The organism is Streptomyces drozdowiczii (assembly GCF_026167665.1).
GTDB classification, from domain to species: domain Bacteria; phylum Actinomycetota; class Actinomycetes; order Streptomycetales; family Streptomycetaceae; genus Streptomyces; species Streptomyces drozdowiczii_A.
Window position 1 is genome coordinate 5,042,618 of record NZ_CP098740.1, and the last position, 24,077, is coordinate 5,066,694.

14 protein-coding genes and 1 pseudogene are annotated in these 24,077 nt (G+C 71.8%); 12 read left to right on the top strand and 3 right to left on the bottom strand.

What is annotated here, in order from left to right; all coding sequences use genetic code 11:
• Positions 1-45 precede the first annotated feature (45 nt).
• Positions 46-3,036 (top strand): bifunctional [glutamine synthetase] adenylyltransferase/[glutamine synthetase]-adenylyl-L-tyrosine phosphorylase, encoded by a 2,991-nt coding sequence (locus NEH16_RS22960; RefSeq protein ID WP_265544666.1) that lies wholly within the window; start codon positions 46-48, stop codon positions 3,034-3,036.
• Between the two features lie 70 nt (positions 3,037-3,106).
• On the opposite strand, the gene NEH16_RS22965 is transcribed toward NEH16_RS22960, so the two are convergent.
• Positions 3,107-4,015 (bottom strand): phosphatase PAP2 family protein, encoded by a 909-nt coding sequence (locus NEH16_RS22965; RefSeq protein WP_265547335.1) that lies wholly within the window; start codon positions 4,013-4,015, stop codon positions 3,107-3,109.
• A gap of 163 nt (positions 4,016-4,178) precedes the next feature.
• On the bottom strand, positions 4,179-5,243 hold the full coding sequence (locus tag NEH16_RS22970) for a LacI family DNA-binding transcriptional regulator (protein WP_265544668.1): 1,065 nt from the start codon (positions 5,241-5,243) through the stop codon (positions 4,179-4,181).
• Positions 5,244-5,614: 371 nt separating this feature from the next.
• Between NEH16_RS22970 and NEH16_RS22975 the strand changes: the two are divergent.
• From NEH16_RS22975 to NEH16_RS22995, 5 genes and pseudogenes are all read left to right on the top strand, one after another.
• A pseudogene (locus NEH16_RS22975) lies at positions 5,615-6,888 on the top strand (extracellular solute-binding protein).
• A gap of 21 nt (positions 6,889-6,909) precedes the next feature.
• On the top strand, positions 6,910-7,926 hold the full coding sequence (locus tag NEH16_RS22980; protein ID WP_073965481.1) for a carbohydrate ABC transporter permease: 1,017 nt from the start codon (positions 6,910-6,912) through the stop codon (positions 7,924-7,926).
• A complete protein-coding gene (locus NEH16_RS22985) occupies positions 7,920-8,786 on the top strand; it encodes a sugar ABC transporter permease (protein WP_265547337.1) in 867 nt (288 codons plus the stop codon). The genes NEH16_RS22980 and NEH16_RS22985 overlap by 7 nt, the downstream gene beginning before the upstream one ends.
• 100 nt (positions 8,787-8,886) lie before the next feature.
• Entirely contained in the window at positions 8,887-10,563 is a 1,677-nt protein-coding gene (locus NEH16_RS22990) for a glycoside hydrolase family 13 protein (RefSeq protein WP_265544671.1), read from the top strand.
• The gene (locus NEH16_RS22995; protein WP_265544673.1) at positions 10,548-11,618 is read left to right on the top strand and encodes a LacI family DNA-binding transcriptional regulator; all 1,071 of its coding nucleotides are present in this window, start codon (positions 10,548-10,550) and stop codon (positions 11,616-11,618) included. Before NEH16_RS22990 ends, NEH16_RS22995 begins: the two co-directional genes overlap by 16 nt.
• A 53-nt stretch (positions 11,619-11,671) precedes the next feature.
• Here NEH16_RS22995 and NEH16_RS23000 read toward each other — a convergent pair whose 3' ends face one another.
• Positions 11,672-12,502: a hypothetical protein gene (locus tag NEH16_RS23000; RefSeq protein WP_374215641.1), complete on the bottom strand. Its 831-nt coding sequence runs from the start codon at positions 12,500-12,502 to the stop codon at positions 11,672-11,674.
• A gap of 545 nt (positions 12,503-13,047) precedes the next feature.
• Here NEH16_RS23000 and NEH16_RS23005 point away from each other — a divergent pair.
• The 6 genes from NEH16_RS23005 to NEH16_RS23030 all read left to right on the top strand — a co-directional run bounded on the left by NEH16_RS23005 (position 13,048) and on the right by NEH16_RS23030 (position 24,064).
• On the top strand, positions 13,048-14,763 hold the full coding sequence (locus NEH16_RS23005; protein ID WP_265544675.1) for a carbohydrate-binding module family 20 domain-containing protein: 1,716 nt from the start codon (positions 13,048-13,050) through the stop codon (positions 14,761-14,763).
• Positions 14,764-14,851: 88 nt separating this feature from the next.
• Complete coding sequence (pulA, locus tag NEH16_RS23010) at positions 14,852-20,176, top strand: pullulanase-type alpha-1,6-glucosidase (protein ID WP_265544677.1); 5,325 nt, start codon at positions 14,852-14,854, stop codon at positions 20,174-20,176.
• Positions 20,177-20,273: 97 nt separating this feature from the next.
• Positions 20,274-22,310 (top strand): ATP-binding protein, encoded by a 2,037-nt coding sequence (locus NEH16_RS23015; protein ID WP_265544678.1) that lies wholly within the window; start codon positions 20,274-20,276, stop codon positions 22,308-22,310.
• Between the two features lie 80 nt (positions 22,311-22,390).
• Positions 22,391-22,741 carry a 5-carboxymethyl-2-hydroxymuconate Delta-isomerase gene (locus tag NEH16_RS23020; protein WP_265544681.1) on the top strand — a complete coding sequence of 117 codons (351 nt, stop codon included), beginning with the start codon at positions 22,391-22,393 and terminating at the stop codon, positions 22,739-22,741.
• Positions 22,742-22,814: 73 nt separating this feature from the next.
• A complete protein-coding gene (locus NEH16_RS23025) occupies positions 22,815-23,486 on the top strand; it encodes a hypothetical protein (protein WP_265544683.1) in 672 nt (223 codons plus the stop codon).
• Positions 23,447-24,064 (top strand): hypothetical protein, encoded by a 618-nt coding sequence (locus tag NEH16_RS23030; RefSeq protein WP_265544684.1) that lies wholly within the window; start codon positions 23,447-23,449, stop codon positions 24,062-24,064. The genes NEH16_RS23025 and NEH16_RS23030 overlap by 40 nt, the downstream gene beginning before the upstream one ends.
• The last annotated feature ends 13 nt before the right edge of the window (positions 24,065-24,077 follow it).

Here is a 24,077-nt window from a genome sequence, read left to right on the forward strand (position 1 = left end):
TCCGAAGGCTGGGAGCTGATCGGGCGGCGAGCGGGAGAGCGCGGGATGACCATGGTGCCGGGGCGCAGGAGCAGTACGTTCACCCGACTGCTGCGGCACGGATTCACCGACCCGTCCGCCGCCGAGCGGCTGCTCGACCTGCCGGACTTCGCCTCCGTACGCACCGACTCCGTGCTCCTGGACGCGCTCGGGGCCACCGCCGACCCCGACCTCGCGCTGCGCGGCCTCGTCCGGCTGGTGGAGGCGGAGGAGGCGGGGGAGCGGCAGATCCTGCTGGACACCCTGGTCACCGCGAAGCCCCTGCGGGACCGGCTGCTCGGGGTGCTCGGCTCCTCCGAGGCGCTCGGGGACCATCTGGCCCGGCACCCGCGCGACTGGCAGGCCCTCGTCACGTACGAGGCCGCCGACCTGCACCCCGGGGTCGCCGAGTTCGAGCAGGAGCTGGCCGGGGCGGACGGGCCGGACGCCCTGCGCGTCGGCTACCGGCGGTGCCTGCTGTCCATCGCCGCCCGGGACGTCTGCGGCACCACGGACGTCGCGGAGACCGCAGCCGAGCTGGCCGATCTCGCCACCGCGACCCTGCGCGCCGCCCTCCGTATCGCCTCGGCCGCCGCCCCCGACGACGCCGCGCAGTGCCGCCTCGCGGTCATCGCGATGGGCAAGTGCGGCGGCCACGAGCTGAACTACGTCTCCGACGTGGACGTCATCTTCGTCGCGGAACCCGCCGACGGCGCCGAGGAGAGCGGGGCCATGCAGGCGGCGACCCGGCTCGCCTCGCACCTCATGCGGATCTGCTCCGACACCACCGTCGAGGGCACCATCTGGCCCGTCGACGCCAACCTCCGCCCCGAGGGCCGCAACGGCCCCCTCGTCCGCACGCTCTCCTCGCACCTCGCGTACTACCAGCGCTGGGCCAAGACGTGGGAGTTCCAGGCGCTCCTGAAGGCCTGGCCGGTCGCCGGGGACCGGGCGCTCGGCGAGGAGTACGTCGAGGCGGTCTCGCCGCTCGTCTGGCAGGCCGCGGACCGGGAGAACTTCGTCCCCGACGTGCAGAAGATGCGCCGCCGGGTCGTGGACACCATCCCCGCCGACCGCGTCGACCGGGAGCTGAAGCTCGGGCCGGGCGGGCTGCGGGACGTCGAGTTCGCCGTGCAACTCCTCCAGCTCGTGCACGGCCGCAGCGACCCCGCCCTGCGGAGCGGATCGACCCTGGAGGCGCTGGGGGCGCTCGCCGAGGGCGGCTACGTGGGGCGCGTCGACGCCGTCCAGCTGGACGACGCCTACCGCTTCCTGCGCGCCATGGAGCACCGCATCCAGCTCTACCGGCTGCGCCGCACCCACCTCGTCCCCGACGAGGAGCCCGACCTGCGGCGCCTCGGCCGCTCCCTCGGGCTGCGCACCGACCCCATCGCTGAGCTGAACCAGGCGTGGCGGCGGCACGCGTCCGTGGTGCGGCGGCTGCACGAGAAGCTGTTCTACCGGCCGCTGCTCGACGCCGTCGCCCAGCTCGCGCCCGGCGAGTCCCGGCTCAGCACCAAGGCCGCCACCGCCCGGCTCGTAGCCCTCGGTTACGAGGACCCGGCCGCCGCCCTCCGCCACCTGGAGGCGCTGTCGTCCGGGGTCTCCCGCAAGGCCGCCATCCAGCGCACCCTGCTGCCCGTGCTCCTCGGCTGGTTCGCGGACTCCGCCGACCCGGACGCCGGGCTCCTCGGCTTCCGCAAGGTGTCCGACGCGCTCGGCAAGACCCCCTGGTATCTGCGGCTCCTGCGCGACGAGGGGGCCGCCGCCGAGAACCTCGCCCGGGTCCTGTCGGCCGGGCGCCTCGCCCCGGACCTGCTGCTGCGCGCCCCCGAGGCCGTCTCCATCCTCGGCGACCCGCAGGGCCTGGCCCCGCGCAGCCGGGTCCACCTGGAGCAGGAGGTGCTGGCCGCCGTCGGCCGCGCGGACGACGCGGAGACGGCCGTCGCGGTGGTGCGCGGGGTGCGCCGGCGCGAGCTGTTCCGCACGACGGCCGCCGACCTCATCGGCTCGTACGGTACGGAGGACAGCCCCGCGGAGTCCGACCCCGGGGCCCTCGTGGACCGGGTCGGCAGCGCCGTGACGGACCTGAACGCCGTCACGATCGCCGGTGCGCTGCGGGCCGCCGTCCGCGCGGAGTGGGGGGACATCCTGCCGACCCGGTTCGCCGTCATCGGCATGGGGCGGTTCGGCGGGCACGAGCTGGGATACGGCTCCGACGCGGACGTCCTCTTCGTCCACGAGCCCCGGGAGGGCGTGGACGAGCAGGAGGCGGGGCGGGCCGCGAACCGCGTGGTCTCCGAGATGCGGCGCCTCCTCCAGCTGCCCACCGCGGACCCGCCGCTCCTCATCGACCCCGACCTGCGCCCCGAGGGCAAGAACGGGCCACTCGTACGCACCCTGAAGTCGTACGACGCGTACTACCGGCGCTGGTCCCTGGGCTGGGAGAGCCAGGCCCTGCTGCGGGCCGAGCCGATGGCGGGGGACCTGGACCTCGGCGCGGAGTTCGTGGAGCTGATCGACCCCCTGCGGTATCCGGCGGACGGGCTCGGCGAGGACGCCGTCCGCGAGATCCGGCGGCTCAAGGCCCGGATGGAGTCCGAGCGGCTGCCGCGCGGGGCGGACCCGGCGCTCCATACGAAGCTGGGGCGCGGCGGGCTGAGCGACGTCGAGTGGACGGTCCAGCTGATGCAGATGCGGCACGGCCACGAGATCCCGGGCCTTCGCACCACCCGCACCCGCGCCGCGCTGGCCGCGGCGTGCGCGGCGGACCTGATCCCGGAGGAGGACGCCCAGACCCTGGACGAGGCGTGGGTCCTCGCGACCCGCGTCCGCAACGCGGTGATGCTCGTACGGGGGCGTCCCGGCGACACGTTCCCCTCGGTCCCGCGCGAGCTGACCGCCGTGGGGCGGTACCTGGGGTACGAGGAGGGGCACGTCGGGGACATGCTCGACGACTACCGCCGGGTGACGCGGCGGGCGCGGGCCGTCGTGGAGGAACGGTTCTACGGCGGCTGAGCCGGTGGGGCGCGAAAACCCAGCCCCTCCGGCGATTGAGGAGCGGGGTCCGGGGCGGAGCCCCGGGGGGCTAGCGTCGGGTCGCCGCAGGCTCGCGGTGGGGTTGCGCCCCGAGCGCGCTGAGGCGCGGGCGGCCGGACTTGCGCGGGATCCACCTGGGCAGCCGGTGCGGCAGCGACCCGTACCACGCGTACGACACCGCGTAACCGAACGCCAGGCACGCCATGCCCCCCACCGCGTCCAGCCAGAAGTGGTTCGCCGTCGACACGATGACCATCAGGGTCACCGTGGGATACAGCAGCCCCAGGATGCGGGCCCACGGGGCCGAGGCCAGGGCGAAGACGGTCAGGCCGCACCAGAGGGACCAGCCGATGTGCATCGACGGCATCGCCGCGTACTGGTTCGACATGTTCTTGAAGTTGCCCGACGCCATCGAACCCCAGGTCTGGTGGACCAGGACCGTGTCGATGAAGTGGCCGCCGTTCATCAGGCGGGGCGGTGCCAACGGGTACAGGTAGTAGCCGAGGAGCGCGACGGCCGTGGTCGCGAACAGGGCCAGCCGGGCTGCCGCGTACCGGCCGGGATGCCGACGGAACAACCATACGAGCACACTGATCGTGACGATGAAGTGCAGCGTCGCGTAGTAGTAGTTCATCGACACGATGAGCCATGTCACCGAGTTGACCGCGTGGTTGACGGACTGCTCGACCGCGATGCCGAGGAACCGTTCGACCGACCACAGCCAGTCCGCGTTGGCGAGGGCGGCCGCCTTCTGCTCCGGGACCGCGTTGCGCACCAGCGAGTACACCCAGTAACTCATCGCGACGAGCAGGATTTCGAACCAGAGGCGGGGCCGCCGGGGTGACCGGGGGGAGCGCAGCCGGGACGCGACGTGAGCGAGTGGTCTGTCGAGCGCTCTGCCGAGCCCGTGTGCGCGACCGGACTGCTTGGTGTTCGCCTCGGGAGCCGCCTCGTTCACGATGGGTGACGGGGTGGCCTCCGTGCGGCCTTCCTGTCGTTTCACGCTCAATTCACCCATAGGCACAGAGTCTGCCAGATTTGCCTTCTCTGCCCGATGATCCTCCGGCGGGGCGCGAGTTGCACGTCCGGCGGGACCGGCCCAGGGGCGGGCGACGGGCCGGTTACGCCTCCGCGTGCGACCCTGGAAGGGCGGCGGGGGCGGCACTGTCCTGGCCGGGGCCCGCCGCGGTGGAGCCGCGTACGACCAGCTCCGGCATGAAGACGAACTCGCTGTGCGGGGCGGGCGTGCCGCCGATCTCCTCCAGGAGCGTGCGCACCGCGGCCTGGCCCATGGCCGTCACCGGCTGGCGGATCGTGGTCAGCGGCGGATCGGTGAACGCTATGAGCGGCGAGTCGTCGTAACCCACGACGGACAGCTCGCGCGGGACCTCGCGGGAGAGCCGGCGGGCGGCCCTGATCGCGCCGAGCGCCATCATGTCGCTCGCGCACACCACCGCCGTGCAGCCCCGCTCCATCAGCGCGGAGGCGGCGGCCTGGCCGCCCTCCAGCGTGTAGAGGGAGTGCTGGATCAGCTCCTCGACCTCGTCCGCCGTGAGGTTCAACTGCTCGCGCATCGTGGCGTGGAAGCCCTCGATCTTGCGGAGCACCGGCACGAAGCGCTTCGGGCCGACCGCCAGCCCGATCCGGGTGTGGCCGAGCGACACCAGATGCGTCACCGCCAGCCGCATCGCGGCCCGGTCGTCCGGCGAGATGAAGGGTGCCTGCACCTTGGGCGAGAAGCCGTTGACCAGCACGAAGGGCACGCCCTGGGCGCGCAGTTGCTCGTAGCGCCCCATGTCGGCGGAGGTGTCGGCGTGCAGCCCGGAGACGAAGATGATCCCGGAGACGCCCCGGTCGACCAGCATCTCGGTCAGCTCGTCCTCGGTGGAGCCGCCCGGGGTCTGGGTCGCGAGGACCGGGGTGTAGCCCTGCCGGGTCAGCGCCTGCCCGATGACCTGGGCGAGCGCCGGGAAGATCGGGTTCTCCAGCTCGGGCGTGATCAGGCCGACGAGCCCCGCGCTGCGCCTGCGCAGCCGTACGGGCCGTTCGTAGCCGAGTACGTCGAGCGCCGCGAGGACGGATTCGCGGGTGGCAGCGGCTACCCCGGGCTTGCCGTTCAGTACACGGCTGACCGTCGCTTCGCTGACCCCCGCCTGAGTTGCGATATCGGCAAGCCGTGCGGTCATGGCATTGGACTGTACCGGGAGCGGGTCGGATTGCCCACCATGCGCAGGATTCGGGCGGGACCGGCCGCCTCGGTACGCCCCGAGCCGCGCTCCGCGGCTTCCGGCGGCAACGTCTTGCAAGGTCTTGCGGGCCCGGTTTGCCGGCTGCGGTCGGATCGTCGCACTGCGGAATCGGGGCTGGTGAGCCTGGTGTGGCAGGGATCGGGGAGTTTCGTCAAGTGGCTTGACGGCAACCTTGCGGACACGCCAATGTAACGATCGCCGGAGCTTGCAGAAATCTTCCGCAAACTCTTTCGGTCGTCTTTCATCCTTGTTACGTTCACGTCGACCCGGCGCCGCGACGGAGCGGTACGGCAGTTGAAGGAGTTCAGATGCGACGTGGCATAACGGCCACCGCCCTGGTCGCGGCCCTGGCGCTCGCGGCGACCGCCTGCGGCAGCGACGACAAGTCCGACGGCGGTTCCAAGAGCTCGGGCGAGCTCTCCGGCACCGTGACGTGGTGGGACACCTCCACCGCGGGCAGCGAGGACAAGGTCTTCAAGAAGATCGCCGAGGGCTTCGAGAAGCTGCACCCGAAGGTCGACGTCAAGTACGTCAACGTGCCCTTCGGTGACGCGCAGAACAAGTTCAAGAACGCGGCGCAGGCCGGCTCCGGCGCCCCCGACGTGATCCGCTCCGAGGTCGCCTGGACCCCGAGTTCGCGGACCTCGGCTACCTGGCCCCGCTGGACGGCACCGCCGCCCTGCAGAAGCAGGACGACTTCCTGAAGCAGGCCGCCGCGTCCACCAAGTACAACGGCAAGACGTACGCGGTGCCGCAGGTGATCGACTCCATGGGCATCTTCTACAACAAGAAGATGTTCAAGGAGGCCGGCGTCGAGGTCCCCACCACCATCGACGAGCTGAAGACCGTCTCCAAGAAGATCAAGGCGAAGACCGGCAAGACCGGCTTCTACCTGCGCGGCGACGACGCCTACTGGTTCCTGTCCTTCCTGTACGGCGAGGGCGGCGACATGGTCAACGCCGCCGACAAGACCGTCACCATCGACGACGCCGCCGGTGTCAAGGCCATGAAGGTCGTCAAGGACCTGGTCGACTCGGGCGCCGCCAAGACGGACGCCACGGACGGCTGGGAGAACATGCAGGCGTCGTTCAAGAACGGCGACGTCGCGATGATGATCAACGGCCCGTGGGCCGTCGCCGACACCTACACCGGCAAGGAGTTCAAGGACAAGGCCAATCTGGGCGTCGCCCCGGTCCCGTCCGGCTCCGCCGCGCAGGGCGCCCCGCAGGGCGGCCACAACCTGGCCGTCTACGCCGGTTCCAAGAACCTGGACGCCTCCTACGCCTTCGTCGACTACATGACCTCCGTCAAGACGCAGGCCCAGGTCACCAAGGAGCTGAACCTCCTGCCGACCCGTACCTCCGCCTACGCCGAGGAGCCGGTCGTCAACAACGAGATCGTCGGCTTCTTCAAGCCGGTCGTCGAGAGCGCCGTCGAGCGCCCCTGGATCCCGGAGACCGGCAGCCTCTTCGCGCCGCTCGTCACCGAGTACACCAAGGTCCTCACCGGTCAGACGACCCCGGAGAAGGCGGTCAAGGCGACCGGCGACTCCTACCGCAAGCTCCTCAAGGGCTGGAAGTAACTCAGGAAGGCAGGCCGGCTGATGGCTGTCCACACCAGCCAGTCGGTGGTGAAGGCCGCGGGCGACGACGTCGCCCGCGGCCGGAGCCGCGGTACTGGTAACCCCCCGCCGCCGGGACGGATACGGCGGGCCCTGTCGACGCACTGGTACGCCTGGACGATGGTGGCCCCGGTCGTCGTCGTGATCGGCGTGATCATCGGTTACCCCCTGGTCCGCGGCATCTACCTGTCGCTGACCGACGCCAACGAGCGCAACGTCGCACGGTCCATCGGGGTCAACCACCTGCCCGCCACGTACGAGTTCGTCGGCCTGGACAACTACGCCGACGCGCTCACCGGCAACCAGTTCCTCGGCACGCTCGGGTGGACCCTGGTGTGGACGGTCTCCTGCGTGGCCATCACCTTCGGCCTCGGCATGGCCCTGGCCAACATCCTCAACCGGAGGATCGCCGGCCGCTCCGCGTACCGGATGGCGCTCATCCTGCCCTGGGCCATCCCCGGCTTCGTCTCCGTCTTCGCCTGGCGGTTCCTCTACAACCAGGACCGCGGGCTGCTCAACAAGATCCTCGCCGGCGGCGGCATCGACGGCATCGACTGGCTGGGCGACCCGACCATCGCCAAGGTCTCCGTCATCGTCGTCAACGTGTGGCTCGGCGTGCCGTTCATGATGGTCGCCCTGCTCGGCGGCCTCCAGTCCATCCCCAGCGAGCAGTACGAGGCCGCGGAGATGGACGGCGCCACCGCCTGGCAGCGCTTCCGCCACGTCACGCTGCCCGGACTGCGGCCGGTCTCCACGACCGTCATCCTGCTCTCCACCATCTGGACCTTCAACATGTTCCCGGTGATCTTCCTGCTCACCCGCGGCGGACCCGGCGAAGCCACCCAGATCCTGGTCACCCAGGCGTACAAGTTCTCCTTCGAGATCAGCCCGCGCGACTTCGCGCAGTCCTCGACGTGGGGCGTGCTGATCCTCGTACTCCTGCTGATCTTCGCCGCGGTCTACCGGCGAGTCCTGCGCACCCAGGGAGACGACTGGTGACCACCGCACCCGCCCCCACCACCAAGGTCCGGCGGCGCGGCGAGCGCTCGCCGCTGGCCTCCACCGCACTGCACCTCACGCTGATCGTCGCGTCCGTGATCGCCGTGTTCCCCGTGCTGTGGGTCCTGCTCACCTCGCTGAAGCCCGCCGAGTTCGCCACCACCACGGACTTCTTCAAGGACACGACGTTCGAGAACTACACGAACCTCATCAAGGACACGAAGTTCCTGACCTGGTTCGGCAACTCGCTGATCGTCGCGGGCCTCACCACGCTCATCGGCGTCATCGTCTCGGCCTCCACCGGCTACGCCGTCAGCCGCTTCCGGTTCCCCGGCAAGCGCGGGCTGATGTGGACGCTGCTGGTCACCCAGATGTTCCCGGTCGCCGTCCTCATCGTGCCGATCTACAACATCATGGCCGGCATGGGGCTGCTCAATAAGCCCGCCGGTCTCGTCATCACGTACCTGACCATCTCGGTGCCGTTCTGCGCCTGGATGATGAAGGGCTTCTTCGACACCATCCCGCGCGAGATCGACGAGTCGGGGCAGGTCGACGGCCTCACCCCGTTCGGCACCTTCTGGCGGCTCATCCTGCCGCTGGCCAAGCCGGGCCTCGCGGTCACCGCGTTCTACTCCTTCATCACCGCCTGGGGCGAGGTGGCGTACGCCTCCGCCTTCATGGTCGGCGAGGACAACCTCACCCTCGCGGGCGGCCTCCAGCTGTTCGTCAACCAGTACGGCGCCCAGTGGGGCCCGATGACCGCCGCGTCCGTACTGATCGCGATACCCGCGGCCCTGGTGTTCCTGTTCGCCCAGAAGCACCTGGTCACCGGCATGTCCGCCGGAGCCGTCAAGGGCTGAGTACCGCCCGTACGACCCGCACGCACGCACCAGTCACGGTGGCGCCGGAATCCCGACCCGGTCCCGGCGCCACCCCCCACCCAGACACCCCAGGGACGACATGACCCAGCACCTCGCTGCCCCCTCCACCGGCACGTCCGACGACGCCGCCGGCCACCGCACCGGCTGGTGGCAGGACGCGGTGATCTACCAGGTCTATCCGCGCAGCTTCGCCGACGGCAACGGTGACGGCATGGGCGATCTCGCAGGCGTACGCGGCAGACTCCCGTACCTCAAGGAACTCGGCGTCGACGCGGTCTGGCTCAGCCCGTTCTACGCGTCCCCGCAGGCGGACGCCGGGTACGACGTCGCCGACTACCGGGCCATCGACCCGATGTTCGGCAGCCTCCTGGACGCCGACGCGCTCATCCGCGACGCCCACGACCTGGGCCTGCGGATCATCGTCGACCTGGTGCCCAACCACTCCTCCGACCAGCACGAGTGGTTCAAGCGCGCGCTCACCGAGGGCCCCGGCTCCGCGCTGCGCGACCGCTACCACTTCCGCCCCGGCAAGGGCACCGACGGCGAACTCCCGCCCAACGACTGGGAGTCCATCTTCGGCGGCCCCGCCTGGACCCGCACGGTGAACCCGGACGGCACCCCCGGCGACTGGTACCTCCACCTCTTCGCGCCCGAGCAGCCCGACTTCAACTGGGATCACCCGGCGGTCGCCGACGAGTTCCGCTCGATCCTGCGCTTCTGGCTCGACATGGGCGTCGACGGCTTCCGCGTGGACGTCGCGCACGGCCTGGTCAAGGCCGAGGGGCTGCCCGACCTCGGCACCCACGACCAGCTGAAGCTGCTCGGAAACGATGTCATGCCGTTCTTCGACCAGGACGGGGTGCACGAGATCTACCGCAGCTGGCGCACCATCCTGGACGAGTACCCCGGCGACAGGATCGCCGTCGCCGAGGCGTGGACGCCCACCGTCGAGCGCACCGCCAACTACGTGCGCCCCGACGAGATGCACCAGGCGTTCAACTTCCAGTACCTGGCCACCGCCTGGGACGCCGCCGCGCTCCGCGAGGTCATCGACACCTCGCTCGACGCCATGCGCCCGGTCGGCGCCCCCACCACCTGGGTGCTCTCCAACCACGACGTCACCCGGCACGCCACCCGGTTCGCCAACCCCGCGGGCCTCGGCACCCAGATCCGCACCCCCGGCGACCGCGAGCTGGGCCTGCGCCGGGCCCGCGCGGCCAGCCTCCTGATGCTGGCGCTGCCCGGCTCCGCCTACGTCTACCAGGGCGAGGAGCTGGGCCTGCCGGACGTCACCGACCTGCCCGACGAGGCCCGCCAGGACCCGTCGTTCTTCCGGGCCGACGGCCAGGACGGCTTCCGCGACGGCTGCCGCGTCCCGATCCCGTGGACCCGCGAGGGCTCCTCGTACGGCTTCGGCGCGGGCGGCAGCTGGCTCCCGCAGCCCACCGGCTGGGGCGAGCTGAGTGTCGAGGCGCAGACCGGCGCGGCCGGCTCCACGCTGGAGCTGTACCGGGCCGCGATCACCGCCCGCCGGGCCCACCCCGGGCTCGGCGCGGGCGCCGAGGTGCGCTGGCTGGACGCCCCGGCGGGGCTGCTCGCCTTCGCGCGCCCCGGGTTCGTCTGCACCGTCAACACCACGGGCGCGCCGGTCCGCATCCCCGTACAGGGCACGGTCCTGCTGTCCAGCGCGCCGGTCCGGGCCGACGGCGACACGGTCGAGCTGCCCGCCGACACCACGGTGTGGTGGACGGTGTGACGACCGTCCCCCTGCCGAGGGGCCCCGGTGCGGGCGGCGCGCTCAGGCTGTCGGACATCGCCGGCCAGGCGTCCGTCAGCGAGGCGACCGTCAGCCGGGTCCTCAACGGCAAGCCGGGCGTCGCGGACACCACGCGTCAGCGGGTGCTCGCGGCGCTCGACATCCTGGGCTACGAACGGCCCGTGCGGCTGCGGCAGCGCAGCGCCGGGCTGATCGGTCTGGTCACCCCCGAGCTGACCAACCCGATCTTCCCGGCGTTCGCCCAGTCCGTGGAGCAGGTGCTCGCCGGGCACGGCTACACGCCGGTGCTCTGCACCCAGCTGCCCGGCGGCGCCACCGAGGACGAGCTGGTCGAGCAGCTGGTCGAGCGCGGCGTCGGCGGCATCGTCTTCCTGTCCGGGCTGCACGCCGACACCTCGGCCGACCCGGCGCGCTACGCCGCGCTGACCGAGCGCGGGGTGCCGTTCGTCCTGATCAACGGGTACAACGAGCGGATCAGCGCCCCGTTCGTCTCGCCCGACGACACCGCCGCCGTGCGGATGGCCGTGAGCCACCTCGCCGAACTCGGCCACCGCCGGGTGGGCCTGGCCATAGGGCCGCAGCGCTATGTGCCCTCGCGCCGGAAGCGGGACGGCTTCGTGGACGCCGCGGTCTCGGTGCTCGGCCTGGACCGCGCGGAAGCCGAACTCCTCGTCTGCTCCACGCTGTTCAGCGTCGAGGGCGGCCAGGTCGCGGCGGGCGCGCTGCTCGACCGGGGGTGCACCGGGATCGTCTGCGGCAGCGACCTGATGGCGCTGGGCGTGGTCCGCGCGGCCCGGGACCGCGGGCTCGACGTGCCGCGCGACGTGTCCGTGGTGGGCTTCGACGACTCGCAGCTCATCGCGTTCACCGACCCGCCGCTGACCACGGTCCGCCAGCCGGTCCAGGCGATGGCGGCGGCCGCGGTAGGCGCGCTGCTGGAGGAGATCGGCGGCAGCCCCGTACAGCGCACGGAGTACGTGTTCCAGCCGGAGCTGGTGGTCCGGGGCTCGACGGCGGCGCTGCGCAGCGCCTGAGCGGGCACACGAAGAGGGCCGGGTCCGGAGGGGGACCCGGCCCTCGGGGCAGGTCAGTCGTCGCCGTCGCCGTCCTTGAAGAGGCGTACGGTGGAGAGGATCTGGCGGATCGTCGCGTCGGAGACCTCGTCCGGGACGCCGTGGGCGCCTACGTAGGTCCACGAGACGAACTTGCCCTCCGCGTTCTTGAAGGCGAAGGTCACCGCCTTGCCGTCAGTGTCGCACTTGCCCTTCTTCGGCGTCCCGGACGACGTGACCGTGACGAGGCTGCCCTCGACGCCCGACTTCGTACGGAACGACTCGGGCTCACCGACCGTCAGACGCGAGCGGTCGGGCTGGGTGTAGAGGCCGTAGACCCAGGTCTCGGCGGTGTCCTCGGCGGCCTCGGCCGCGCTCTTGGCGCCCTGCTCCCCGGTGGTGCCGACCGAAGCGAGCGAGAACTCCTCGGGGGTGCCGTCCTTGTCGTCGTCGGAGGTGCACCACTTCTCCTTGAGGATCGCCGGGGCCATCATCGCGACCAGCGGCTTCTCCTTCGGGTCGTCGTTCTCCGTGACGTAGCTCACCCAGTCCGCGGACTGGCGCTTCCAGGAGGCGGGCACGTCGAAGGTGATGCCGCGCTTGCCGTTGACCACGGTGTTCCACCCGGGGACGAGCGGGGCCGAGCCGCCGCCTCCGGCGCCCCGGTCCGTGCCGCCGTCGCTCGCCGACGCGCTCGCGGACGCGGTGGGCGTCGGCTGCGGACCGGCCTCGTCGTTCCCGTCGTCGCGGAGGGTCAGATAGCCCACGGCCGCGCAGGCCACGACGACCGCGGCGGACGCGGCCACCACGGCGACCGTGGTCCGGTTGCGGCGGGGGCGGGGCGGCTCGGGGGCGCTCATGCCCATCGTGGGCGCGGCGTGCCAGTCGGGGGTGGACCGGCCGGGCTGCGCCTGGGGCGAACCGGGCTGCGGGCCCGGCGTGTTGGGCTGATCGGGGTGCGACTGCTCTCCTGGCCACATGGGGCGAGCCTAGCCCCGGGCCGGGAAGGGGCCGGGGGCGGGCTGACACAGGAGAGGCACCGGAGGTCGACCCGGATTGGGCCGGCGGGGAGGTGTGACCGCCGGTGCCTCTCGTGTTCCTGACCGGCCCGGCCGCCCGGGCGCGTGGGGCCCGGGGTAACGGGACCCCCGGCCGACCGGACCGGAGTCGGGAGAAACGTAACAGGGCTGCAATGTCTTGCGTAAGTCCTTGCAGGAAGAAATCCGCGGTATTTCATGGATGTGAGCGGGCGGTGTCCAAAGGGTTGACCGGGACCTGCCGGGCTCGTACGGTCTCGCTGTGGCAAGGTTTGCATTCTTGCAGCAAGAACCTTCAGGAGCCTTGAGGGCAGGGCGCGTTGCCGTAAGGGCTGAACCGTCACCCGCATTTCCCCCCACCGCAGGAGGAAAACATGGCCAGCAGACCCCTGTCTGCCGCGCTCGCCCTCGTCGCGGGAGCCGCCGCCCTCGTGGTCCCCGCCACGACGGCCGAGGCATCCGCCCCGGGCACCAAGGACGTCACCGCCGTCCTCTTCGAGTGGAAGTTCGACTCCGTCGCCAAGGCGTGTACGGACACCCTCGGCCCGGCCGGATACGGCTTCGTCCAGGTCTCGCCGCCCCAGGAGCACATCCAGGGCAGCCAGTGGTGGACCTCGTACCAGCCGGTCAGCTACAAGATCGCCGGGCGGCTCGGGGACCGTACGGCCTTCGCCCGCATGGTCAGCACCTGCCACAGCGCGGGCGTCAAGGTCGTCGCGGACTCGGTCATCAATCACATGACCAGCGGTTCGGGCACCGGCACGGGCGGCACCTCGTACACCAAGTACAACTACCCCGGCCTCTACTCCTCGGCCGACATGGACGACTGCACCGCCCAGATCAGCAACTACGGCGACCGCGCCAACGTCCAGAACTGCGAGCTGGTCGGGCTCGCCGATCTGGACACCGGCGAGGACTACGTACGCGGCAAGATCGCCGGCTACCTCAACGACCTGCTCTCGCTGGGCGTCGACGGATTCCGTATCGACGCCGCCAAGCACATGCCCGCCGGTGACCTCGCCAACATCAAGTCCCGGCTGAGCAACCCGGGCGTCTACTGGAAGCAGGAGGCGATCTACGGGGCCGGCGAGGCCGTCTCGCCCGACGAGTACACCGGGAACGGGGACGTCCAGGAGTTCCGCTACGCCCGCGGCCTCAAGCAGGTGTTCAACAACGAGAACCTCGCCAACCTGAAGAACTTCGGCGAGGGCTGGGGCTTCATGCCCTCCTCGAAGGCCGCCGTGTTCGTGGACAACCACGACACCGAGCGGGGCGGCGACACGCTGAACTACAAGGACGGCGCCAACTACACCCTCGCCAGCGTGTTCATGCTGGCCTGGCCCTACGGCTCGCCCGACGTCCACTCCGGCTACGAGTGGTCCGACAAGGACGCCGGACCGCCCAACGGCGGCACGGTGAACGCCTGCTACAGCGACGGCTGGAAGTGCCAGCACGCCTGGCGCGAGATCTCCTCCATGGTCGGCTTCCGCAACACCGCGCGCGGTGAGGCCGTCACCGACTGGTGGGACAACGGCGGCGACCGGATCGCCTTCGGGCGCGGCTCCAAGGCATACGTGGCGATCAACCACGAGGGCTCCTCGCTGACCCGTACGTTCCAGACCTCGCTGCCCGCCGGCGACTACTGCGACGTCCAGTCCGGCAAGGGCGTCACGGTCAACGGCTCCGGCCAGTTCACCGCGACCCTGGGCGCCAACACCGCCCTGGCCCTGCACACCGGCGCCCGCACCTGCGGCGGCTCCTCCGGCACCACCGACCCGGGCACGGGGACCGGCACCTCCGGCGCCTCCTTCGGCGTCAACGCCACCACCCAGCTCGGCCAGAACATCTACGTCACCGGCAACCAGTCCGCCCTCGGCAACTGGAACACCGGCAGCGCCCTGAAGCTCGACCCGGCGACGTACCCGGTCTGGAAGCTCGACGTGGCCCTGCCCCCGGGCACCGCGTTCGAGTACAAGTACATCCGCAAGGACGCGAGCGGCAACGTCACCTGGGAGAGCGGGGCCAACCGCACGGCCACGGTGCCGTCCTCCGGCAAGGTCACGCTGACCTCGGACGTCTGGCGCGGCTGAGACCCCCCACCCCCCCCGCCGGACGGGCCGTCCCCCACGCGGCCCGTCCGGCCCCGCACACCCCCGTACCCCTCCGAGGAGAGCCCGAGTGAAACGTCCGTACCCGCGCGTGCCCGCACGCAGAACGGCGACCGCCGTCGTCGCGGCCGCCCTGTGCGCGGCCCTGGTGCCCGCGCTGCCCGCCGCCGCGGCCCGGCCGCCCGCCGCGCCCTCGGACGCCAAGCTGGCCGCGCAGGCCACCCGGCACGACCTGACCCGCGAGCAGTTCTACTTCGTGATGCCCGACCGGTTCGCCAACGGGGACACCCGCAACGACCGGGGCGGGCTGACCGGTTCGCGCCTGGAGACCGGCTACGACCCCACCGACAAGGGGTTCTACCAGGGCGGCGACCTCAAGGGGCTGACCGACCGGCTCGACTACATCAAGGGGCTCGGCACCACCGCCATCTGGCTCGCGCCGATCTTCAAGAACCGGCCCGTCCAGGGCACCGGCAAGGACGCATCGGCCGGCTACCACGGCTACTGGATCACCGACTTCACCCAGGTCGACCCGCACTTCGGCACCAACGCCGACCTGACGAAGCTGATCGACAAGGCCCACCGCAAGGGCATGAAGGTCTTCTTCGACGTCATTACCAACCACACCGCCGACACCGTCGACTACGCCGAGAAGACCTACGGCTACCGGTCCAAGGGCGCCTACCCCTACCTCGACCGCGACGGCCGCCCCTTCGACGACGCCGCCGGCATGGCGAAGGTGGACGCCGACTCCTTCCCGTACAAGCCGGTGAGCGGCGGCGGCAAGACGCCGTCCTGGCTCAACGACCCGACGATGTACCACAACCGGGGCGACTCGACCTACGCCGGGGAGTCCACCACGTACGGCGACTTCTCCGGTCTGGACGACCTGTGGACCGAGCGGCCCGAGGTCGTCTCCGGCATGGAGAAGATCTACGAGAAGTGGGTCCGGGACTTCGACATCGACGGGTTCCGGATCGACACCGTCAAGCACGTCGACATGGACTTCTGGACCCAGTGGGCCACCGCGCTCGACGCGTACGCGGCGACCCACGGCCGCAAGGACTTCTTCATGTTCGGCGAGGTCTACTCCTCGGACACCGCCGTCACCTCGCCGTACGTCACCCAGGGGCGGCTGGACGCCACGCTCGACTTCCCGTTCCAGGAGGCGGCCCGCCAGTACGCCTCGCAGGGCGCCCCGGCCTCGAAACTCGCCGCCGTCTACGGCGACGACTACCGGTACACCACCGACAAGGCCAACGCCTACGAGCAGGTGACCTTCCTCGGCAACCACGACATGGGCCGCATCGGGACCTTCCTCAAGCAGGACAACCCGGAGGCCGGTGACGCGGAGCTGGTGAAGCGCGCACAGCTCGCCGACGAGCTGATGTTCCTCGGCCGGGGCAACCCCGTCATCTACTACGGTGACGAGCAGGGCTTCACGGGCGCCGGCGGCGACAAGGACGCCCGCCAGACGATGTTCGCCTCGAAGACCGCCGACTACCTGGACGACGACGAGCTGGGCACCGACCGCACCCACGCCTCCGACGCGTACGACGAGACCCACCCGCTCTACCGCACCATCGCCGCCCTCTCGAAGCTGACCCGGGACAACCCGGCGCTGCGGGACGGCGTGCAGACCGAGCGGTACGCGGAGGGCTCGGTGTACGCCTTCTCGCGCACCGATGCCAAGCGCGGCGACGAGTACCTGGTCGCCACCAACAACGGCACCTCCGCGAAGACCGTCGAGCTGCCCACCGGGTCCGCCCGCATGGACTTCCGTACCTTGTACGGCGGTTCCGGTACGGTCCGCAGCGGCGCCGACAAGAAGGTCACCGTCACGGTCCCGGCCCTGTCGAGCCTCGTGCTCCGCGCGGCCGAGCCCCTCGCGGCCCCGGCGACCAAGCCCTCCGTCACCCTGAAGGCCCCCGCCGCGGGCGCCACCGGCACCGTCGAGCTGACCGCCGACGTGGACGGCGGCTCGCTCAACCGGGTCGTCTTCGCCGCCCAGACCGGCAACGGCAAGTGGACCACGCTCGGCACCGCCGACCACGCCCCGTACAAGGTCACCCAGACGCTGAGCGACAGGACCGCCGCCGGAACACCGCTGCGCTACAAGGCCGTCGTGGTGGACCGCACCGGCCGCACGGCGAGCGCCACCGCCTCCTCCACCGCCGGACAGGCGCCCGCCCCCGCCAAGCCCGTCGCCGTCGAGCGGGACTACGCCGTCGTCCACTACCGGCGCGCCGACGGCGACTACGACGGCTGGCAGGCCAAGTCCGGCGGGACCACCGCCGCCTTCGCCGGGCGCGACGCCTACGGCGCGTTCGCGTGGCTCAAGGTGCCCGAGGGCGCCGCCACCGTCCCGTACACCGTCGAGAAGTCCGGCACCGCCGACGGGCCCGAGCGCACCGTGGACCTGGCGAAGACCGGTGAGGTGTGGATCGCGCAGGGCGAGGACGGCCAGGCGGAGACCGCGCCGGACGGGGCCTATCCGGAGCAGGACACCACCAAGGCCGTCCTGCACTACTACCGCGCCGACGGCGACTACGACGGCTGGGGGCTGCACACCTGGACCGGCGCCGAGGAGCCCACGGACTGGGCCAAGCCGCTCCAGCCCGTGAAGAAGGACGCCTCCGGGCTCACCTTCGAGGTCCCGCTCACCGACGGAGCCACCTCGCTCAGCTACATCCTGCACCGGGGCGACGAGAAGGACCTCCCCAGCGACCAGTCCCTCGACCTCGCCACGTACGGCCACGAGGTGTGGCTGCTCGGCGGCCAGGGCGGCTATCTGCTCCCGCAGGCCGGTGGCGTACCGACGCCCGACCTGACCAAGGCCGAGGCGCAGTGGATCGACGCCGACACGGTCGTCTGGAAGGTGAAGGCCACCGAGGCCACCAGTCAGCAGCTCGTGTACGCCGAGAAGGGCGGCATCACCGTCCGGGACGGCGCCCTCAGCGACGAGGGCCAGTGGCTGCGCCTCACCCCGTCCGCGCTCACCGACGCCCAGAAGGCGAAGTACCCGCACCTCAAGGACTACCCCGCCTTCACCGTCGACGCCCGGGACCGCGCCCGCGTCCGCGACGCCCTGCGCGGCCAGCTCATCGCCACCCAGCGCGCCGCCAACGGGGCCCTGCTCGCCGCCACCGGGGTGCAGAGCGCCGGAGTGCTCGACGACCTCTACGGCGCGAAGGCGAGCGGTGCCGCGCTCGGCCCGGTCTTCCGCCACGGCACCCCCACCCTCTCGGTGTGGGCGCCCACCGCCCGTACCGTCGCGCTCGAACTCGACGGGAAGACCGTCCCCATGCGGCGCGACGACCGCACCGGCGTCTGGTCCGTCACCGGGAAGAAGAGCTGGACCGGCAAGCCCTACCGGTACGTCGTGAACGTCTGGGCGCCCACCGTCCAGAAGCTCGTCACCAACAAGGTCACCGACCCCTACTCCACCGCCCTCACCACCGACTCCGCCCGCAGCCTCGTCGTGGACCTGGCGGACCCGAAGCTCGCCCCCAAGGGCTGGAATTCCCTGCGCAAGCCCGCCGCCGTGCCGCTGCGCGACGCGCAGATCCAGGAGCTCCAGATCCGCGACTTCTCCATCGCGGACCCCACCTCCCAGCACCCCGGCGAGTACCTGGCCTTCACCGACACCCGCTCCGACGGCATGAAGCACCTCAAGCAGCTCGCGGACTCCGGCACCAGCTACGTCCACCTGCTGCCCGCCTTCGACATCGGGACCATCCCCGAGAAGAAGAAGGACCAGCGGAAGCCGGCCTGCGACCTCTCCGTCTACGCCCCCGACTCCGCCGAACAGCAGGCGTGCGTGGCGAAGGCCGCCGCGAAGGACGCCTTCAACTGGGGCTACGACCCGCTGCACTACACCGTCCCCGAGGGCAGCTACGCCTCCGACCCGGACGGCACCGAGCGCACGGTCGAGTTCCGGCAGATGGTCCAGGGGCTCAACGGCGCCGGACTGCGCACCGTCATGGACGTCGTCTACAACCACACCGTCGCCTCCGGCCAGGACGCCAAGTCCGTCCTCGACCGGATCGTGCCCGGCTACTACCAGCGGCTCCTGGAGGACGGCACCGTCGCCACCTCCACCTGCTGCGCCAACACCGCCCCCGAGAACACCATGATGGGCAAGCTCGTCGTGGACTCGATCGTCACCTGGGCCAAGGAGTACAAGGTCGACGGCTTCCGCTTCGACCTGATGGGCCACCACCCCAAGGCCAACATCCTGGCCGTCCGCAAGGCCCTCGACGCGCTGACCCTCGCCAAGGACGGCGTGGACGGCAAGAAGATCATCCTGTACGGGGAGGGCTGGAACTTCGGCGAGATCGCCGACGACGCCCGCTTCGTCCAGGCCACCCAGAAGAACATGGCCGGCACCGGCATCGCCACCTTCTCCGACCGGGCCCGCGACGCCGTACGCGGCGGCTCCCCGTTCGACGAGGACCCCGGCGTCCAGGGCTTCGCCACCGGCCTCTACACCGACCCCAACACCTCCACCGCCAACGGCACGCGGGCCGAGCAGAAGGCCCGCCTGCTCCACTACCAGGACCTGATCAAGGTCGGCCTCACCGGCAACCTCGCCGACTACACCTTCACCGACACCGCCGGGAACACCGTCAAGGGCTCCGGCGTCGACTACAACGGCGCCCCGGCCGCCTACGCCGCCGCCCCCGGTGACGCCCTCGCCTACGCCGACGCCCACGACAACGAGACCCTGTACGACGCGCTCGCGTTCAAGCTCCCGGCGGGCACCCCTGCCGCCGACCGGGCCCGCATGCAGGTCCTGGCCATGGCGACGGCGACCCTCTCGCAGGGCCCCGCGCTCTCCCAGGCCGGCACGGACCTGCTGCGCTCCAAGTCGTTGGACCGCAACTCCTTCGACAGCGGCGACTGGTTCAACGCCCTGCACTGGGACTGCCGGGCCGGCAACGGCTTCGGGCGCGGACTGCCGCCGGCCGCGGACAACGAGGCCAAGTGGCCGTACGCGAAGCCCCTGCTGGCCAGCGCCGCGGTCAACCCGGGCTGCGCCCAGATCAACGGCGCCTCGGCCGCGTACCGGGACCTGCTCACCATCCGCACCACCGAGCAGGACTTCGACCTGGCCAGTGCCGCACAGGTGCAGTCCCGGCTCTCCTTCCCGCTCTCCGGCAAGGACGAGACCCCCGGCGTGATCACCATGCGCCTCGGCAACCTCGTCGTCGTCTTCAACGCCGCGCCCGGCACCACCACCCAGAAGGTGGCCGCGCTGGCCGGGAAGGACTACGCCCTGCACCACGTCCAGGCGAAGGGCGCGGATTCTACCGTCAAGAAGTCCTCGTACGAGCGGAGTTCGGGCAGCTTCACCGTTCCGGGACGCACGGTGGCGGTGTTCACCCTGCGCTGACCGTCACAGGACTACCGTATGGGCACCCGCCCGGGGGTGTCGCTCCACACACCCCCGGGCGCACGCCTCTCAATCCACCTGTGCAGCGACGGTGACGATGGCCAGCAATCTCCCCGAGGAGACCACCAGCTTTGTCGGACGGACGGCCGAGCTGACCGGGCTCGAACACGCCCTCGCCACCGGTCGGCTGACCACCCTCACCGGCACCGGAGGCGTCGGCAAGACCCGGCTCGCCCTCCGCGCCGCCCGCCGCGCCGCCCCCGGCTACCGCGACGGCGTCCGGTGGGCCGACCTCGCCCCGCTGCACGACGACGAACTCCTCCTCGCCACCGTCTCCGACGCGGTCGGCCTCAGCGACCACACCCTGCGCCCGCCCATCGACGTGCTGTGCGAATGGCTCGCCGACAAGCAGCTGCTGCTCGTCCTGGACTCCTGCGAGCACCTGCGCCCCGCCTGCGCCCACCTCCTCGGCGAGATCCTGACCACCGCGCCCGGGCTCACCGTCCTCGCCACCAGCCGCCAGCCCCTGGACACCCGGGGCGAACAGCTCATCGAGGTCGACCCGCTGCCCGTCGACGGCGCCGCCGACGCCCTCACCCTCTTCCGGGAACGCGCCACGGCCGCCGCCCCCGCCACCCCCTTCCGGGAACCGGGCACCGCCGAGGCAGCCGCCGACATCTGCCGCCGCCTCGACGGCATCCCGCTCGCCATCGAGCTGGCCGCCGCCGCGGTCGGCCGGCAGAGCGTCCAGGAGATCGCCCAGCGCCTCGGCTCCCGGCTCGACGTCTTCGCCGACACCACGCTCCGCCCGGTCCGCCACCGCACCCTGCGCACCACCATCGGCTGGTCCCACGAGCTGTGCACCCCGCTCGAACGGCTGCTGTGGGCCCGGCTCACCGTGCTGCGCGGCGACTTCGACGAGGAGACCGCCGTCACCGTCTGCGCCGGCGGCCCCCTCACCGAGGACGGCGTCCGCACCGCCCTGCGCGGCCTGGCCGCCAAGTCCGTCGTCAGCCGCGAGGGCACCCGCCACCGCATGCTCGACACCCTGCGCGAGTACGGCCGGATGTGGCTCGTGGAGCTGGGCGAGGAACGGGCCGCCGCCGACCGGCACGCCGCCTGCTTCCTGAGCCTCGCCCGCAACGCCCACGCCGGCTGGACCGGCGACGACCAGATCCTCTGGTACCACCGCATCGCCGACGCCCACGCCGACCTGTGCGCCGCCCTCGACCACCTCCTCGCCCACGACCCGGCCGCCGCCCAGGAGATGGCCGGCCGCATCGGCTTCTTCTGGTGCTGCTGCGGCCACCTCCCGCAGACCCGGGGTTACGCCCAGCGCGCCCTGGACAGCGGACCGGCCGACGGCCCCCACCGCACCCGGGCGCTCTGGGTGCTCGGCATCTGCGTCCTGCTCCAGGGCGACTACCCGGCCGCCGAGCGCATCGGCCGCGAGTGCGTCCGGGAGGCCGCCGCCGACGGCACCGACGAGGGCATCCTCGCCGCCGCATATCTGCGCGGACTCACCCACCTGATGACCGGCGAGCCCGAGAAGGGCCTCCGCGCGTCGCGGCGGGTGCTCCGGACCACCGCGTCCGGGACCCGGCTCGAAGCGGCCTACCGGCTGCGCTGCCACCTCATCACCGTCTTCGCCCTCACCGGGCTCGGCCGCCTGGAGGAGGCCGCGTCCGCCGCCGTGGTGCTGCGGGCGGCCTGCGAGGCCCAGGACGAGTGCTGGACCCGGTCCTACGTGGACTACCAACTCGCCCTGATCGCCCTGCTCCAGGGCCGCGCCGCACCCGCCGCCGCGCACGCCCGCGCCATGCTCGCCGGCAAGCACCGGCTCCGCGACCGCTTCGGCATCGCGCTCGGCCTGGACGTCCTGGCCGCCGCCATCGCCGCCCAGGGCGAGGGCGCCAGGGCCGCCCGCGTCTACGGCACCGGACAGGTCTACTGGCGCATGGTCGGCCACCCCCAGCGCGGCACCCCCGAGCTGGGCCCGGTCCGCGAGACCTGCGAACGGCGCGCCCGGGAGGCGGTCGGTGACGCCGCATACCGGCGCGCCTTCGAACAGGGCCGGGCCGACAGCGCGGAGGCGGGCCTCGCCCTGGCCCTGCACGGCGAACTGCTCACCTAGCGGATACCTGTTGTGCGCCCTCGCCGGTACGGGGAGGCTGGGCGCCGTCCGCCCACTCTCCGCCCGTCCGGGAGCCCGTCATGCCGCAGATCACCGTCGACTACTCCGCCGAGCTGGCCGAGGCATTCGACCGCCCCGCGTTCGCCCTCGCGCTGCACCCGATCGTCGCCGAGACCGTCGACACCAAGATCGCCGCCTGCAAGACCCGCTTCCGGCGGGCCGAGGAGACCGTGGTGGCGGACGCGCCGGCCGGCGACGTACTCGTGCATGTGGACATCTCGCTGCTGCCCGGCCGCACCCCGGAGACCAAGGCCCGGCTCACCGAGGCCGTCCTGGAACTCCTGCGCGCCCACCTCGGCACGGTCACCGGCGCGACGCCGCACCTCTCGGCGGAGGCCCGGGACCTGGACGCCTCCTACCGCAAGGTCTGAGCGGCCCGGGTGCAACCCGGCGGGCGGACCACGGCACTTACCGGGTGAGACCGTCTCCGGAAGGAACCACCCTGTGCTGAAGCCCAGCCGCCGCCCGCTGCTCCACGTCGCCGTGGCCACGGCCGCCCTGACCGTCGCCCTGTCCGCGCCCGCGCCCGCCTTCGCATGGGACGCGGCCGGGCACGCCTGGGCGGCCGAGGCGGCACCGTACAGCGACACCACCCTCCTCGACGTCGCGGACATGGGGCGGGGGAGAACCTGGGCGGCCGGGTTCACCATCCGCACCGAGGGCAAGGTGACCCGCTTCCGGCCCGTCGTGGCCGAACGCGCCGCGCCCGGGGCGGCGTGGACGCCCGTGCCGTCGGCGACCGCGGCCGCCGGGGAGGTCAGCAGCCGAGTCAACGCCATGGACGTGAACGGCGGCTGTGACGTGTGGCTCGTCGGCGACGACTCCGCCGCCCTCGACGGGAAGGTGTACACCCAGCACTTCGACGGCGAGCGCTGGCAGGTCGTGCCGGTGGAGCTGCCCGAGAAGTCGGATGCCGGCTCGCTGCTGGACGTGGACGCCCGGCCGGGCGGGGCCTGGGCCGCCGGAATCGCGCAGATCGAGGTCTCCCGCACCTGGAACGAGGCGAAGGGGGCTGGAACATCGAGTACCGGAACGCCGGGATCGTCCGCCACTTCGACGGGACGGCCTGGCGCGACGTGCCCCTCCCCGAACTGCCCGGCGACTACTGGTACCTGAACGGGGTCCAGGCGGTCGTCGACGACGACGTCTGGGCGACCGGCTACGACGGTGACACCGGCAGCCCGCTGCTGCTGCACTACGACGGCTCCGCCTGGCAGCGGGTGGACGCCCCCGGCGTCACGGACGTCCCCGGCCAGGCCGAGAAGCTCGCGGTGTCCGAGGACGGCACGGTGTGGCTGGTCGGCGAGGACTGGTCGCCCGAGGACGGATCGACGCGCGCCCTGGTCGCCCGTCACGACGCCACGGGCTGGCACCGGCTCGCCGTGCCGGACGTGCCCGCCCGGCTCCACGGCGTCACCACACGCCCCGGAGGCGGCATCGCGGTCGTGGGTCAGACCCTCGGGGACCGGCGCGACGCGCTGGCGTGGGCCTGGCAGCCCGGGAGCCGGAACCACTGGAAGGACCTGGCACTTTTGCAGCCCGTGGCGGCGGACCCGACGGACCCGGCGACCCCCGTGGAGAACTTCGCCAACGCGGTGACCGGGGGCCGGGCAGGGCTCACGGTGGTCGGCACCTCGACCGCCGAGGGCGCGGAGCCCCAGCCGTTCGTGTCCGTACGGTCCCGCGGGCGCTGAGACCCGGATCCTG